At 64.8% G+C, this 14,770-nt stretch carries 11 protein-coding genes and 2 pseudogenes; 6 read left to right on the forward strand and 7 right to left on the reverse strand.

All coding sequences use genetic code 11. The features are described 5' to 3' along the window. Positions 1 to 8: 8 nt before the first annotated feature. Genes AC1RJ9_RS05355 through AC1RJ9_RS05365 form a run of 3 tightly spaced genes read left to right on the forward strand, consistent with a single transcriptional unit; the run spans position 9 to position 1,447 of the window. Positions 9 to 710 carry a DUF6118 family protein gene (locus AC1RJ9_RS05355; protein ID WP_492836665.1) on the forward strand — a complete coding sequence of 234 codons (702 nt, stop codon included), beginning with the start codon at positions 9 to 11 and terminating at the stop codon, positions 708 to 710. Positions 711 to 762: 52 nt separating this feature from the next. Further along, positions 763 to 1,146 carry a type II toxin-antitoxin system RelE/ParE family toxin gene (locus AC1RJ9_RS05360; RefSeq protein ID WP_492836667.1) on the forward strand — a complete coding sequence of 128 codons (384 nt, stop codon included), beginning with the start codon at positions 763 to 765 and terminating at the stop codon, positions 1,144 to 1,146. Then, entirely contained in the window at positions 1,127 to 1,447 is a 321-nt protein-coding gene (locus AC1RJ9_RS05365; protein WP_137803657.1) for a helix-turn-helix domain-containing protein, read from the forward strand. The genes AC1RJ9_RS05360 and AC1RJ9_RS05365 overlap by 20 nt, the downstream gene beginning before the upstream one ends. 197 nt (positions 1,448 to 1,644) lie before the next feature. On the opposite strand, the gene AC1RJ9_RS05370 is transcribed toward AC1RJ9_RS05365, so the two are convergent. From AC1RJ9_RS05370 to AC1RJ9_RS05400, 7 genes and pseudogenes are all read right to left on the reverse strand, one after another. Continuing rightward, a complete protein-coding gene (locus AC1RJ9_RS05370) occupies positions 1,645 to 2,013 on the reverse strand; it encodes a response regulator (RefSeq protein ID WP_492836670.1) in 369 nt (122 codons plus the stop codon). 74 nt (positions 2,014 to 2,087) lie between these two features. Then, the gene (locus AC1RJ9_RS05375; RefSeq protein WP_492836672.1) at positions 2,088 to 3,602 is read right to left on the reverse strand and encodes a PAS domain-containing protein; all 1,515 of its coding nucleotides are present in this window, start codon (positions 3,600 to 3,602) and stop codon (positions 2,088 to 2,090) included. A 387-nt stretch (positions 3,603 to 3,989) separates the two neighbouring features. Next, on the reverse strand, positions 3,990 to 5,636 hold the full coding sequence (locus AC1RJ9_RS05380) for a response regulator (protein ID WP_492836674.1): 1,647 nt from the start codon (positions 5,634 to 5,636) through the stop codon (positions 3,990 to 3,992). Next, on the reverse strand, positions 5,636 to 8,605 hold the full coding sequence (locus AC1RJ9_RS05385) for a hybrid sensor histidine kinase/response regulator (RefSeq protein WP_492836676.1): 2,970 nt from the start codon (positions 8,603 to 8,605) through the stop codon (positions 5,636 to 5,638). Before AC1RJ9_RS05385 ends, AC1RJ9_RS05380 begins: the two co-directional genes overlap by 1 nt. A gap of 203 nt (positions 8,606 to 8,808) precedes the next feature. After that, entirely contained in the window at positions 8,809 to 9,603 is a 795-nt protein-coding gene (locus AC1RJ9_RS05390) for a response regulator (RefSeq protein ID WP_492836678.1), read from the reverse strand. A gap of 30 nt (positions 9,604 to 9,633) precedes the next feature. Then, a pseudogene (locus AC1RJ9_RS05395) lies at positions 9,634 to 10,926 on the reverse strand (putative bifunctional diguanylate cyclase/phosphodiesterase); the annotation flags it as partial. A gap of 18 nt (positions 10,927 to 10,944) precedes the next feature. Then, positions 10,945 to 11,748: pseudogene (locus AC1RJ9_RS05400) on the reverse strand (PAS-domain containing protein); the annotation flags it as partial. Positions 11,749 to 11,971: 223 nt separating this feature from the next. Between AC1RJ9_RS05400 and AC1RJ9_RS05405 the strand changes: the two are divergent. The 3 genes from AC1RJ9_RS05405 to AC1RJ9_RS05415 all read left to right on the forward strand — a co-directional run bounded on the left by AC1RJ9_RS05405 (position 11,972) and on the right by AC1RJ9_RS05415 (position 14,706). Continuing rightward, positions 11,972 to 13,024: a DUF6976 family protein gene (locus tag AC1RJ9_RS05405; RefSeq protein ID WP_492836680.1), complete on the forward strand. Its 1,053-nt coding sequence runs from the start codon at positions 11,972 to 11,974 to the stop codon at positions 13,022 to 13,024. A gap of 96 nt (positions 13,025 to 13,120) precedes the next feature. Beyond that, on the forward strand, positions 13,121 to 14,350 hold the full coding sequence (locus AC1RJ9_RS05410; RefSeq protein WP_492836682.1) for a hypothetical protein: 1,230 nt from the start codon (positions 13,121 to 13,123) through the stop codon (positions 14,348 to 14,350). Positions 14,351 to 14,445: 95 nt separating this feature from the next. Further along, positions 14,446 to 14,706 carry a hypothetical protein gene (locus tag AC1RJ9_RS05415; protein WP_492836684.1) on the forward strand — a complete coding sequence of 87 codons (261 nt, stop codon included), beginning with the start codon at positions 14,446 to 14,448 and terminating at the stop codon, positions 14,704 to 14,706. Positions 14,707 to 14,770: the final 64 nt, after the last annotated feature.

Raw genomic sequence — 14,770 nt, forward strand, 5'->3', positions numbered from 1 at the left:
AGGATAGGATGGATCAGGACATCGGATCAGAAGCGCTGGTAGATCCGGCGGCGGTGGCGTTCGAGGCGTTGCGGCGGGAAGTGGCCTTGCTGAATGTCGCTCTGACAGGGCTAGCCGCCGAACGCGCGTCGGCGCCAGACTACAGCGAGACGCTCGGGGAGATCGCTCAAGGCGTGAGGGTCGCGGTTGGGCGGATCGGGAAGCTGGCGGCTAGTCCGGCGTTGGCAGCTACGCCCGCTGAGATCGCGCGGCAGATCACGGCCGCCGGTGACGAGGCTCGGCGGCAGGATCGCGCGACGTTGCATCAGGCCCAGGAGATGCTTCAACGAGCGGCGGGCGATCTTCGTGGCTGGGTCAATACGGCGCGGCTGGCCAGCCTGCAGAACTGGCGACTTTTGCAAGCGGCGCTGGCCGGTGTAGTCGGCGGGGCGGTTCTCGGCGGGAGCTTTCCGGTCATCGTCTCACAGGCGGCTCCAGAACGGTGGGCTTGGCCCGAGAGAAGGGCGGCGCGCGTGCTTCACCGCGATATGTGGTCGGCTGGTGAGCGACTGCTGGCTATTGCTGACCCGCAGCGTTGGCAGGAGATGCAAACCGCGCGGCGGATTGTCGAGCAAAACCGCGATGTGCTGGCTCGGTGTGTAACGGCGGCTCAGAAGGCCAAGGGCGGAAAGCGCTGTCTGATCAGCGTGGACTCCCTGAGCGCGTCATGATGTGCATGGTCTCGCCATTGAATGGGGTAGCACTCAGTGCTACATATTTCTCATGACCGAGGCCAAGGAAGTCGCGCGGGTCTTCAAGACGGCTTGGTTCACCAAGGCGGCCAAGAAAGCGCTGATCAAGGACAGCGAGCTTTGCGCGGCGGTTGCGGCGGCAATGGCGGGTCAGGCCGATGATCTGGGTGGCGGGGTGTTCAAGAAGCGTCTCGACAAGAACCGTAGCCGCAGCATCATCCTGGCCAAAGGTCGAAGGTATTGGGTCTACGCCTATCTGTTCGCCAAAAAGGACCGGGCGAATATCGACGACGACGAATTGAAGGCCTTTCGTAAGTTGGCCGATCTCTACGCCGAAAAGACCGACGTGGAGATCGCCAAGGAGCTAGGGGCCAAGGCGATTGTGGAGATCTGTCATGACCAAGCGCAAGTTTAAGAGCGACGCCTTCGAGGCGATCCATGACAACGTCGCCGGCATGTACCGGGCCGGCACGATCGACAAGGCTACGATGCGCGACTTCGACGCCACGTGCCTCACCGTGCCGCCGATGATCGAGCCCGCGCAGATCAAGCAACTCCGTGAGAGCAATCATGTCAGCCAGCCGGTCTTCGCCCGCTATCTCAACACCAGCGAAAGCACCGTGGAGAAGTGGGAGGCCGGCGCCAAGAAGCCCAGCGGAGCGGCGCTCAAGCTGCTGGCGATCGTGCAGAAGCACGGCTTGCAGATTCTCGCCTAGCAGCCTTGCCAGGAGTGAGCGAAAATTCTGCTCAGGCCGCCTAGATTCCGCCCTCCGCGCACAAATCAGCCCTCGTACCGAACTGGAGACCGCTGAATGGGGATGGAGGCTAGATCCACTTTCGAACGACTATGGCTGCCGATTGCCGCTAGTTGCAGCGGGTGCGACACGCATTTTGGGCGCGAGCAAACGGCAGTTTAGGCTGCAGCCATGGCCATGAGCTTCGTGAGTTGGCCTTCGGCATAGGGCTTGTCGATGAAGTAGCCGCGATCGGGCATCTGCGGGGCGGTCGGCCGCTCGCGGCCCGAGGTCAAGACAACACGCATCAGCGGACGGCGCGCCCGGACCTCGGCGGCCAGGGCGAAGCCGTCCATGCCGGGCATGTTGATGTCCGTGAACAGCACGCTGATCTCAGGGTTTTCATCGAGGAAGGACAGCGCCTCGGCGCCGTCGTCGGCCTCGAAGATCAGGTAGCCCGCGTCCCGAAGATAATCGGCGGCGACGCCGCGAATGAACGGCTCGTCATCGACCACCAGGATCGTCGTCCGGTTCAGCAGCTTTACCATGATAGTTTCAATACCCGCGTCACCCGCAGGTTCCGCTCAACTTGGTTAAGGAGTTGCCATGTGCGGCTGGCTTCTCAGCGTGCAAGGCGCGCCTGCGAAAAGCGCAGGTTGGTGTGCAGCCCCGTGGGGGTCCATTCGCGCGACCATTGTCCGCGAAGCTGCCGCACGATGGCGTTCTCCAGGAGGGTGCTGCCAAAGCCGCCCCCCTCTGTCCCCTGAGTTACCGTCTTGGCCGTCGGCACATGCTCGCGCCACGCGACGGTCACATCGTCACCGTCCAGGATCATCTCGATCCTGACCGTACCGCCGGCGTGGCCGAGGGCTCCGTACTTCAAGGCGTTGGTCGCCAGCTCGTTGATGATCAGGGCCATCGAGGTGGTGGCGGCGCGACCTATGCGAGCATCGTCGCCCGACACGGTCACCCGCCGGTCGGCGGTGTCCAGGTCCCCGTAGGGCTCCAGCAGGACATGCAGGAGAACCAGCAGGGTCTGCGGCGCAATCTCCGAGCTGCCCACCACCTCCGGCGGCGTCACATAGGCCATGGCGCGGCCCAGACCGAACAGTCGGGTTCGCAAGGCGTCGGCGAACGGCCGGGCCGCGGCGTCGGCCCGAGCGGAAAGCGAGATCACGCCATCGACGACGGCGAACATGTTCTTGATGCGGTGGGCGAGCTCCCGCAGCAGCAGAGACTTTTCCTCGCTGGCCTTCAGGCGCTCGGAAATATCCATGGAAACGCCGACGAGGCGCAGAGGCGCGCCATCGACGCCCCGGATGATGTCGGCGCGCATCTGGATGAAACCGATGGCCGCGTCGGGGCGGACGATCTGGAACTCGAGCGCGAAGTCGCCATCGACGTCCGGGCTCCTGAACGCCTCCCGCACACGCCGGCGGTCGTCGGCATGGACGGCGTCCAGCAGCACCGGCAAGTCGAACGCCTCGGACGCCAGGCGCCCGAAATTCTCCCGGAACACCGAGGAGGCCGTCAGCTCGCCCGAGACCAGGTTTAGGTCCCACAGACCCATGCGGCCGGCTCCCGTGGCGAAGCGAAGCCGCTGCTCGCTGTCGTGCTGGGCCTGCAGCCGCCGCGCCGACTCGGTCGCCAGGTCGGCGTTGTGGCGTTCGAGGTCTTCAAGCCTCTGCAGTTCGGCCGTGACGTCGAACTGACTGGCGATGAAGTAGCTCAGCTCACCGCCGGCGTCGTGGACCGGCGCCATCTGCAGGCGGTTCCAGAACACCGAACCGTCCTTGCGATGGTTGCGCACATCGATGGCGATCGCCCGCCCCAGTCTCACGGCGACGCGGATGGCTTCGACCACCGCAGGGTCGGATTGGGGACCCTGAAGAAAGCGGCAATTTCGCCCGATGACCTCTTCACGGTCATAGCCGGTGAGCTGACAAAAGGCGTCGTTGACGAACACCAGCGGATTGTCCGCCAGGCGGGGATTGGTGATGATCATCGGCGTGCCGGTCGCCCGAACGGCGGCGGCGAACGGATCGCTATCGCCGCCGAACCCGGCGAATGTCCCGCTACGGCCGGGCGTCAACACCGCGGGGTCTGCAAGGGCGGTCGGGCGCGGCGCTTGGGGCATGGTCGGTCCGGCGCACGGCAAGACCACGATGAATAGAAGTCGTCCCTGTCGATCGCGTCCTAGCCGTAGCGGCTCGCGGGAGCGCGCGCCAGCGACAATGACAAGCCAGGTCTCGACGCGCGCGATCGCGCCCCGTCCTCAATCTTCACCTTGGCATCAAGGCGCTCGTCAGGCGGCGGAAGGCAGGAGGCGAGTTCCTACGAAAAGCTCCGTCAGGACCTTGGCCAATTCCGAAGGATGAGGGTTTCTGCAGCATGGCGAAGGACCTGTGGCCGTCCCGCAGCCTGTCTGTCGTAGACTGTCGAGAACAGGAAGGGAATGCCTCGGGCGACACCCTCGAATACGGCATCGAACATTGCGGAAACGACCCAAGATCACGACAGGATTTCAGCGGGCTTGCCGCGCGACCAAATCGACCACCATCTGGCCAAGTGTCGAGACGGCGACCGGTTTGCGAACCAGCGGTGCGTCCTCGATATCGTCCAGAGCCAGGGTGTCGGCATAGCCGCTGCAGAACACGACGGGCAGACCGGGCCGCAGGACCCGCGCCCGCTTGGCGACCTCCGCGCCATTCATGCCGGGCATGGCATAGTCGAGCACCAGAGCGTCAGGCGGCTCGCGCTCCAGCATCCGCAGGCCGGTCGCGCCGTCCTCCGCCTCGAACACCTCGAAGCCTTCGAGACGCAGGCCATCGACGAGAACCTGACGCACCGCGTCATCGTCATCCACCACCAGCAGCCGGATGCCGCCTAGATATTCCGGGCGGTCCAACCCATTCGAAACGCTCGCCGGTGCGGACTCGGCCACGGAGGCTGGAGCTTGCCCCGGCGGCAACAGAATCCGAATGGTCGTCCCCGCGCCCGGCGCGCTCTCGATCTTGACCTCGCCGCCGCACTGGCGCGCGAACCCATAGACCTGGGCCAGGCCCAAGCCCGTTCCCTGACCTCGCTCCTTGGTGGTGAAGAACGGCTCCAGCGCGCGGGCGACGGTGTCGGCCGGCATGCCCACACCGGTGTCACGCATCCACACCACCAGGACGGGCGGACCGGCAAGCGGGTCTTCGAGGGTCACACCCAAGGTCACCTCACCGCCGTTTGGCAAGGCGTCGCGGGCGTTGAGGGCGAGGTTGAGGATCGCCAGTTCCAGCTGATCGGGATCGGCCAAGGCCCAAGCGTCGCTCCAGCTCAGATCAAGATCCAGGGCAACCGTTGGACCCAGAGCCTGGGCGAAGATCGGCATCGCCTCCCGCAGAACATGGCTGACGTCGGTTGGGCGCAGATCAAGGCGCTGGGTGCGCGAAAAGGCCAGGAGTTGACTGGTCACCTTGGCGCCCCGCTCGGTGGCCTGCCGGGCGCAGTCGACATATTTTCGGCCGACATGGTCCGGCTCCAGACGCTTGTCGAGCAGTTGCAAGGCCCCATCCATGGCCATGAGGAGGTTGTTGAAGTTGTGGGCGACCCCGCCGGTGAGCCGTCCGACCGCCTCCATCTTCTGGGCCTGCATCAGCGCCTGTTCGGCCTTGAGTCGCTCGGCCGTCTGCGCCTCGACCTCTTCAAGCGCGGCCTCAAGCTCGGCGGTGCGCTTGCGCACGCTGCGTTCCAGTTCGACGTTCTCGATCCGCAACCGTCGCATGGTCAGGGCGCGGGAAAGCACTGGCAGGACAACGCTCAACGTCAGGGGCTTGAGGATATAGTCGAGCGCGCCGGTCTTCATTGCCTCCACGGCCGTGGCGATGGTGCCATCACCGGTCATGATGACGCCGACAAGGTCAGGGTCGCGCCGTTGAGCTTCGGCCAGCAAGGCCACGCCACCCATTCTAGGCATCGTCAGATCGGCCAGCAGCAGGTCGAAGCTGTCCTTTTCCAGACGAGCGAGGGCGGCGTTTCCGTCGGTGAACCCTGTGACCTCGTAGCCCTGGCCGCGCAGCGTGTCGCAAAGCGCCTCGACGATCGTCGCTTCGTCATCAACGACGAGTATGCGCGGCCGACCGGGATCGGACAGGGGCGTGCCTTCGATCGAGCCGGTGTTTTCCATCAGTCTTCCTCGGCCTGGCAATGGTGCGCGAGGGCCTCGCGTATTTCGCGGAGCTTGGGCGGCTTGCTGAGAACTTGATCGACGTGCGGTGAGATCTCCGCTTCGCCGACCAGGCCCTGGCCCCAGCCGGTGAGCAGCAGCACCGGGGTGGTGGGCGACAGAGCCTTGATCTCGGCCGCCACCTTGCGTCCATCAACATAGGGCATGCCAAGATCGGTGATCACGGCGGCGAAGATTTCGCTGCGGTCGTTCGCGGCCTTGAAGGCGTCGACGCCATCCTGGCCGCCGTTGGCGATCGTCACCTGGTGCCCATCGGTTTCGAGCGCGTCTCTCAAGGCCTTCAACAGCACCGGATCATCGTCCACCAGAAGCAGGTTCAGCCGTGAGCGGGGCGCCAATCCTACTTCGGTTCGCACCGGGCTCGCCGGGCTGGCGGGCACGGGGAAACTCAGGCAGGCAGTCGTCCCACTCCCGAGCGTCGATCGGATTTCCATCTCCGCGCCGTGCCGCTGGGCCACGCCATAGGCCATCGCCAGCCCCAGGCCGGTGCCACGTTCGCCCTTGGTGGTGAAGAACGGTTCCAGGCAGCGCCGCCGCGTCTCCTCGTCCATTCCCGCGCCATCATCCTCGACCTCGATCTTGACCGCGCTGGGAGCGCCGCCATTCCTGGCCTCGACGACCTTGGTGCGCAGCGTCAACACACCGCCGCCCGGCGCCGCATCGACGGCGTTGAGCACCAGATTGATCAGCGCCTCGCGGATTTCGCTCTCCACGCCGAGGATCGCTGGCGGGTTGGGGTGCAGGTCTGTTCGCACCGTGATGACCACGCCGCGCTGCATGGCCATGTCGCTCCAGCGCGCCTTGGTGAGGTCGATGACCTGCTGCACGAGATCGTTCAGTTTCACCGGCGTCAGGGCCAACTGGGGTTCGCGCTGGCGATAGAATTCCTTCATGCGGGCGATGGTTTGCGAGACGTCCTCGACGGCGCGCTGGATGACTTCGAGCCGTCCGCGCGCGCTGGAGCTCAGATTGGTTTCCGTCTCCAGCATCGATTCCGTATAGAGGGCGACCGGCGATAGAGCGTTGTTGATGTCGTGAGCGATGCCGCTGGCCATCTGGCCCAGCGCCTTCAGCCGTTCCTGCTGCATGATCGCCTGTTGGGACTGACGAAGGTCGTCATAGGCCGCTTGGAGGGCGCCGTGCAGTTGGGCCTGGTGAGCCGCGAGGGCGACGTGTTCGCTCAGCTGGCGGAGGAACTCGCATTCGCCGCTGACGAAGGCCTCGGGCTGGAACCGGGCCACGACCAGCACGCCGAAGACCTTGCTTTCGATCTGTAGCGGCGCGCAAACCATCGACCTGAGGCCGCCGCCCGCAAGCCGCTGCGGAAAGGGAAATTGGACCTCGGCGATATCCGGCTCATAGACCAGGCGACCACGGACACATTGCGAAAGGCCGTTCTGGTCGATGTCGACGCGCGCTCGCTCGGGCATGGCCAGCTCGAACGCCAAGGCCTGGCTGTTGACCCCGACGGCCGCGACCGTCAGCGCGCGCTCTAGGTCGTCGTAGAGGCACAGGCAGGCGAAGTCGGCCGGGAGTTGGTCCTCGATGCTGCGCACGACGACCTGGAAGATGCTCTGGATATCTTGTCGCTGGCCGATGGCCCGGGTGATCTCGTCCAGCAGACTCAGGCGTTCAAATTGCGTGCGGAGCTTGATTTCCGCCTGTTTGCGCTCGGTGATGTCGGTCGAGATCCCGAATATCGCGTAGGCTTGGCCTGCCTCGTCTCGCAAGGGTGACTTCACCGAGATATAGGCATGAGGGCCATCGTGGTGCGGGGCCTCCTCTTCCTCCGTGAGCGGCTGGTCGACCGCCGCGACGCGTAGGTCCATGGAGCGGAAAGCGTCGGCGACCTCCTTGGAGAAGATGTCGTGGTCGGTGCTGCCAATCATCGCGTCGCGGTCGATCTGGAAAATGTCGGCATAGCGGCGGTTGACCATCAGGTAGCGTCCATCGAGGTCCTTGACGTAGATTACGGCGGGCGAGTTCTCGATGATCGCCTCGAGCAGCCGCTGACTTTGGCGGCGCGCTTGCATCTCGGCTTCCAAGGTCGCGTTCGCCGTTTCGAACTGCGCGGTTCGCTCGGCCACGCGCTGGTCCAGCTCGGTGTTGAGTCGCAATAGAGCCGCTTCGGCGCTGGCGCGGTCGCGCATGTCGCGCGCGGCGATCTGCATCGCCCAAAGCAGCAGAACCAGAAAGCCGCCGACCCTGCCAAGATGGGCGACCATCGCCGGTCCATCGGCCGGCGCGCGCGAATAGAGCATCACGATATTGGCCACGCAAAGCGCGCCCGCCATCCAGGTGAGCGGCGCCGCCAAGCGGTCCTGGGCGCGCAGCCGCCAAGCCGCCACACCGACGCATCCCCACAGAAGCGGAGCCAGGATCAAAATAGGCCGGGTGATGCCCAATGGCCCGGGGGGCAGATAGGTTGGCAAGCGTTGGAAGGCGGCGAACAACCCAACGCCCAAGGCCACGATAACCACGGCGTAGCCGAGCACTCCACCAGTGACGCCGCGCCGCAATCGCCACAACGCCCAGCCGACCCCGATTGGCAGCAGGTGGGTGGCAGGCGGCCAGGTGGCGGGGCGCAGAACGCCCTTCGAGCGTGCGATCCCCGCCAGTGGCCCAGACCACTCCACGGTTACCAGCACATGAATGGTCGCCAGAACGCAGGTCGCGGCGAAGCTAATGGCGAGCCATTTGGGAAACGCCCTTCCCGCGTGCTGGCCCATGTTCCAAAGCAACAACGCCGCCACGCCCAACAGCAGCGCTATGCTGGTGTCCAGGATCGTGTGGAGGTCGGGATAGTCTCCAGGGCCGATCGCCAGCAAGGCTCCGCCGATGAGCGCGACGGCGATCATGACGACGGACGCTGCCCGAGGTAGGGCCCGTTCCACGGAAGTCTCGCTCATGCTGCTCGCCCTCCGAAATCTCGGTCCTCGCGCTCATTATCGGTTCAGCCGTCTCGATCACCGGCTTGGCGTGATCAGACTTGCGCGCATTAGTGGCGTTTTGGTTCAGGTTTACAACCCTGGCCCAATACGAAGATCGTCCGCTCGCGTCTGGCAGGTGACCTAACAAAGCCCTCTCGTCGCCGAGCTGCTGGTGAGTTGTCTCAAGCCGCCAGCTGGCTGGCCGGAACCAAGCCGATCAGATCGTCGATGATGCGAACCAGGGTCCGGCGATCCAGAGGCGCCGCCTCGCCAACCGATTGCATCAGGGCTGTGGCGGCCTGGGCCAACCGCGTGTCGCCCATCACCCCTGCGATCCGGATCAGATCCCTGGCCTGGGCGGCAAGCGCGCGGCGCGCTTGGGTCGGGTCGCTGTCCAGATGCTGCGCGGCCGAGCGAACGATGCGCAGCGCTTGCGACAGCTGCGCCGCGGTCCCGCCGCCCTTGGCATCCGAGCGTCGCTTCGTCGTACCCTTGTATTCGGCGGAGTTGAACCGGCGGCGATCTGGGCCGACATAGCCCACGGCCTCGATCCAGGGACGGGGCTTGAGCGTCACCGCCGCCAGCCGTCGCTCCAGGTCGCCCAGCGTGAATGGCTTGCGCAGGAATTCATGGATCCCGGCGTCTCGGGCCCCGAAGATCGTCGAGGGTGTCGTTTCGGCCGTGCACATCACGACCGCCGCCTCGCGGCATTCCAGGCGCCCGCGCCGTAGCTGCTGAGTGAAAGCCAGGCCGTCCAGGCCGGCGCTGGCGTGTTCAACAAAGATGATGTCCGGACGCAGGAACCGGGCTAGCGCCAGCCCATCGCCGAGCGTGGCCGCGCTCTGTATCTGGACCTCACCCAACGCCCGCATCTGATCGGCGAGCAGGCGCGCCGCGTTTGGGTTGGGATCGAGGATCAGCACCCGCCGCAGCGCCGCCGCCACGATCTTGCGTGTCCTGGGGTCGGCTTGGAACATCGGCGCGCTCCTCTCTTGCCGTCGGGTTGTTCAGGGCTTGGCGAAACCGCGCAGGAATCCGGCCACCTCGGCCGCCGGCATCGGCTTGGCGAAGTGGTAGCCTTGGACCTGATCGCAACCGTAACCGGTCAGGGTGGCCAACTGGTCGGGACGCTCGACGCCCTCGGCCACCACCTTCATGCCCATGCTGGCCCCCAGGGTGCAGACAGCCCGGACGATGGCGTCGTCTTCGGCGTTCTGGACGAAGGACTTGTCGATTTTCAGCCGGTCGATCGGGAACTGCCGCAGATTGGCCAGGGAGGCATAGCCGGTGCCGAAGTCGTCCAGGGCGATCAGAACGCCGGCATCATGCAGGCGGCGCACGGTTTCACTGACCACCTCGGCGCCCCAGCCCATATAGACGTTCTCGGTAACCTCGATAGTCAGGTGTTCGGGCGAGACGTTCCAGCGCTTGAGCTTCTCCTCAATATCCAGAGCCAAGCGGCCGGTGCGAAACTGGCTGGAGGAGATGTTGATCGCCACCCGGCCAAACTCGACGCCATCGTCCAGCCAGGCCCGCATCTGGGCCAGCGCGCGTTCGAAAGCGACCTCGCCCAATTGCAGCGAAAGGTCGTTGTCGTCAAAGGCGGCCATGAAGGCGGCCGGCGGCAGGACGCCCTGCTCGGGATGGTTCCAGCGCATCAGCGCCTCGAAGCCGGCCACCGTGTTAGACGCCAGATCGACGAGCGGCTGATAGTACAGGTCAAATTCGCCCTGAGCGATGGCGACTCGGACGTCGCGCAGCAACTCGACGCGGCGTTCGACCTCGCTGCGCATGGCCGGCTGGAATAGGACCGCGCGATTGCGGCCATTGGCCTTGGCTTGATAGAGGGCGACGTCGGCGTTCTTCAGCAGGTGAGCTGGATCGGCGTCGAGGTCAGCGTGGACCGCCGCGCCAATGCTGGCGCAGATCGTGAAGCTCTGTCCGGCATGTTGGATCGGGGCGCGCAGGAAGCCCTGCAGCACCTCGATGGGACGCGCCAGGTCGTGCTCGCCCTTCAGATCGCGCAGCACGACGGCGAACTCGTCGCCGCCCAGGCGCGCGACGGTGTCGCCGCGCCGGAAGGCCCGCTTAAGCTGGACCGCCAGAGCCTTGAGCAGGGCGTCACCGGCGTCATGGCCAAGCGTGTCGTTGATGTCCTTGAAGTGATCGACGTCGATCATGATCAGGCCAAACATCTCGCCGGCCTGATCGGCGGCGGTCACGGCCAGGTCATAGGCCTGTTGAAAAGCGGCGCGATTGGGCAAGCTGGTGAGCGGATCGCGAAAGGCCAAGAATTGGATCTGAGCCGCGGCGCGAAGCGCTTCTGAGACATCCTCGTGGGTGGCCACATAGCCGCCCGTGACGATTGGATTGTGGGTGACGCGGATGGTGCGACCGTCGGTCAATTCGACGTCGCGGCCGGCGGCCTCGCCGGTCAGCGAGGCCTCGGTCCGAGCGTCGAAATAGGCTCCAGCGTTGCGCGGTCCACTTCCCGTGGCGACGCGGTGCTCCAAGATGCTGTCCAGGGGTGTTCCTGGCCGAGTTAAGGCCTCGGGCAGAGCGTAGAGCCGGGCGTAAGCGACATTGCACAGGATGAGGCGCGTGGCCTCATCAAACATGCAAAGGCCGTGCGGCATGTTGCTTAGGGCCGCGTCGAGGCGGGCGACCTGTTCGGCCAACAACGCTTGCGTCTCTTCGGCTCGGCGTGCGGCGAGCACCGCTTCGGTCACTTCACGCCCCGAGGCGACAACGCGGCGGGCGGGCGAACCGTCTCGCGGCCAGGGACTGATACTGAGTTCAAACCAGCGCGCCGGCCCTTCCGGGGTGGCCGGTGTTTCGACGCGGCAGGTCTGCATGCCGCCCATCTCAAGGCAGCGCGTCGCCGCCTCGACAAACTCATCTCCGAGGAAGAACGATCGTAGGGTGTCTGGATCAAGATCCACGGGAGTTACGCGCTCGGACGTCCAACCGATGCTGAAGAGCACGGGTCGAAGTTCAAGATCCATCAACACGACTGGAACAGGCGCATCGGCCAGCGTGCCGCGTAGCGCCACCTCGGCGTCGTCCAAGACCGACGAGCACTCCGCGGCGATATTGAGGGCGACAACATTTGTGAAGTTCATGGCTGGGCCTCACCTTTGCGGTGAGCTAGCCTTTCACGAACATCGCTAATAGGGTGTGTGAGTCCGCCTTCTCAACCCGTGGCGTTTGGTCGCGGCAGCGGTGACGGGACGGCGCGACGGCAGAGAATCAGCGATCGTCTGCGACAATGGGTCCGGCCCAATTTAGCCAATTGGCGAGTCCGGCGGCTTACGCTGGCATGACAAAAGCCAAGGAAGGCTCCCGATGAAAAATCTCTTCCTGACGGTGGCGGCCGCCGCCGATCTTGTCGCATCTGGCGTCGTCGCGTTCATCTCCGGCCCTGAAGTACTGCTGCGAAGCTTACCCAAGGGGCGTTGGATCGGCGGTACGACCGCCTACTTCATCACTGAGGCGGGCGGCGTGACATGTGACGATCGATTGTTCTGTACCGTCTTCGATGAAGCTCTGCGGGCGCGCACCGCGATCCTGTCGGCGGACAAGCTCGGGGGGCTCACGGAGGGGCGGTTCGGTCATGGCCTGACCTGCATCATCGCCCCGGCCTTCAGCGAGACGCACCAGCGCTATGCGCTTGAAGGACCCGCGCTGCCGGCGCTCTACGACCAACCGGTCTTTGGTTGGGTCGCTGGCGTGCGCCAAGAGCAAACGGGGACTCATCTACCCAAGGTCTTTGACGGCGCGACGGGGCTGGCCGCCTGCGACGGTCTGGCGACGCTGTGGGTCGAACTTCCGCTCGCGCTTGAGGCCGACCTAGACATCGTCAACTTGTTCGCCGAGGGCGACGGTGATGTTGTCAGCTTCATGGAAGCTGGCTTTACGGTTGGCGACTGCTTGATCAACGGGAAGCCCGCCAATTTCGCGCGCTATCTTAGCGAGGGCCGATTCGACACCCGATCTCCCCTGGTCGCCGACTATGCCGGCGCGGTGATCAATGTCTCGTTCCAGGAGGTCGACGCCGAGATCGGGCAGGTGCGGCTCTACGCCCCGGTCGTGCCTGGCGTAACCTACCGGCTGGCGCGTCCCGTTGGTGAACACGCTTTACCCTATGCTCACGCGGGTCCTCCGGACGAAGCGGCGACCATGCTCTCCTGCAACTGCATCTTGAACTACCTCTATGCCGGACTTGAGGGACGCACGGCTGGTGGCTTCGTGGGACCGGTGACCTTTGGAGAGTTCGCCTACATCCTCTTGAACCAGACGCTCGTGCGCTTGGCGGTGTTCGATCCGAACAAGGATGGCTCTGTGGCGGGACGTTTTGGCGCGAACTTGGCGACGTCGGTTCATACCCTGGCCACCTAGTGCTGGCCTGTTCGCGGCGTTGAGCGCGGCGCCGCGCCACAGCTTATCCGGCGGCGACACTTGCTATTTTGATGTTCCAATCGTCGAGCCGAAATCATGACCGCGATCGCCTGCCTCAAAATCTTCGTCGGCAAGGAACTGCGGTTCGCCGATTCCGAAACTATGGCCGCCTTGGTGGCTAAGGTGGCCGGCGCCTATCTGGAGACCACTTGGGTCTGGCCGCGCCGCCATGGCCTGGTGGCGCCGTTCTCCTTCGTTCTGGCTGATCCTCGCGCCACGCGTCTTGACGCCCGCGAGCTGCAAACGCTCGCCGCCGACCTCCAGATCAAGCTGTTCGGCGAGAAGGGCGCGGGCGATATCACTTTGCTGATGTTCGAAGGTGACCAGAGCGATGTCATGCGGTTCGCCGGGACCCATGCCGAAGCCCTCAGGGCCTTGATCTCGGGCGAGGATGACGGAACCTTCGCGGGCCGGGTGTGCAAGATCACGCCAGAGGGCGTAACGAGTCTTCTCCCGCCCGGCGGTCCCGTGGAGGGCGTGCCCCCTGCCGAGGAACTGGCGGCGATCGAGCCGGAACCGCCAATGGGCGGCGTCGCCGGGCTGTTGGATGTCCCGACGCCGACAACGGGATGGTGGGGCGTCTACTATCTCCTCAAGGAACGGTTCGTCGGCAGCGGCGTCGATTGGCGCGCGGCGTGGGAGGGCGGGCATATGGGCGCGGTCGAGGACGCGGACGTCACGGTCCGAGACCTGGGCTGCCTGGCCGCGGCGCGTGACGCCTTGGCGGGTGGCCCTAAGGGATACATGTTCCTGCCGTTCAGCTTTTCGTCGCTGGTCAAACCGTCGATGCGCGAGATCTATAGTCCGCAGCTTGATCTACTGCCGCCCGCTGCGCGACCCAGTCTGGCGGCCAATGTCTATGATGTCCCGCGCGAGCCCTCCTATGGGGCGATCAGCCAGATCAGGGCCTTTCTGCGCCCTCACTTTTCCCTGATCGATCTGCACGTGAAGGATCCAGGATTTCGGATCGAAAGTCTTCCCGCCAGCGCCGTCAACAGCGTCACCCTAGTCCTGGAAGGACAGGACGAGCGCGCGCGGTTGGCGACGATTTCTCGCTTCCTGACGGACCCTGACGCCTATCGGGGCAAGAAAGTGTGGCAAGGCGTCGCGGGCGTGGCCAGCTTGCGTGAACTGGACCTGTGTCGCCGCCTCAAGGCGCCATTCCTCAGCGGTCCGATGGTGGCGCCCATCGCCGAAGCCCCTACCGGGGAGATCGTCTGTCCGGCTCTCAACTTGCCTTACCGCGCCTGGTCTTCGGTGGCCTGAACGTGGTGCAAAGCGTTGGGTACTCCGGGCATAGGGGCGTTTGTAGGAAAATCTATCAAGGTCGGTGAATTTGGGGCAGATCAGGAAAGTACATCATGACCGATAGCCACTTGGAAGAACTCTTCAAATACCAAACAGGGCTGTTCATGACCTTGTATTCGCTGCTCTCGGTCAAGGGCGTCGTGACCAGTTCGGAGGCCGCGGACGCCCTGACTCGCGTGGCTCGGGCCCACAGCGGAGCTGTGTCTGGCAAGCTCCTGGAACTCCTGGCCGAAGCGCTTACGGCGCCGCCTGGCGCGGGGGACGCTGTCGTACCGGACTTGCGGGTGATCCTCGGCGGACGCCCGCCAAGCTGATAGGGACCCAAAGGCCAGAACCAGGGCGGTGAAGGGGTCAGCAACGCGCTGGAACCGTTCTGCG

The organism is Caulobacter sp. GW822-FHT07D08, assembly GCF_058798735.1.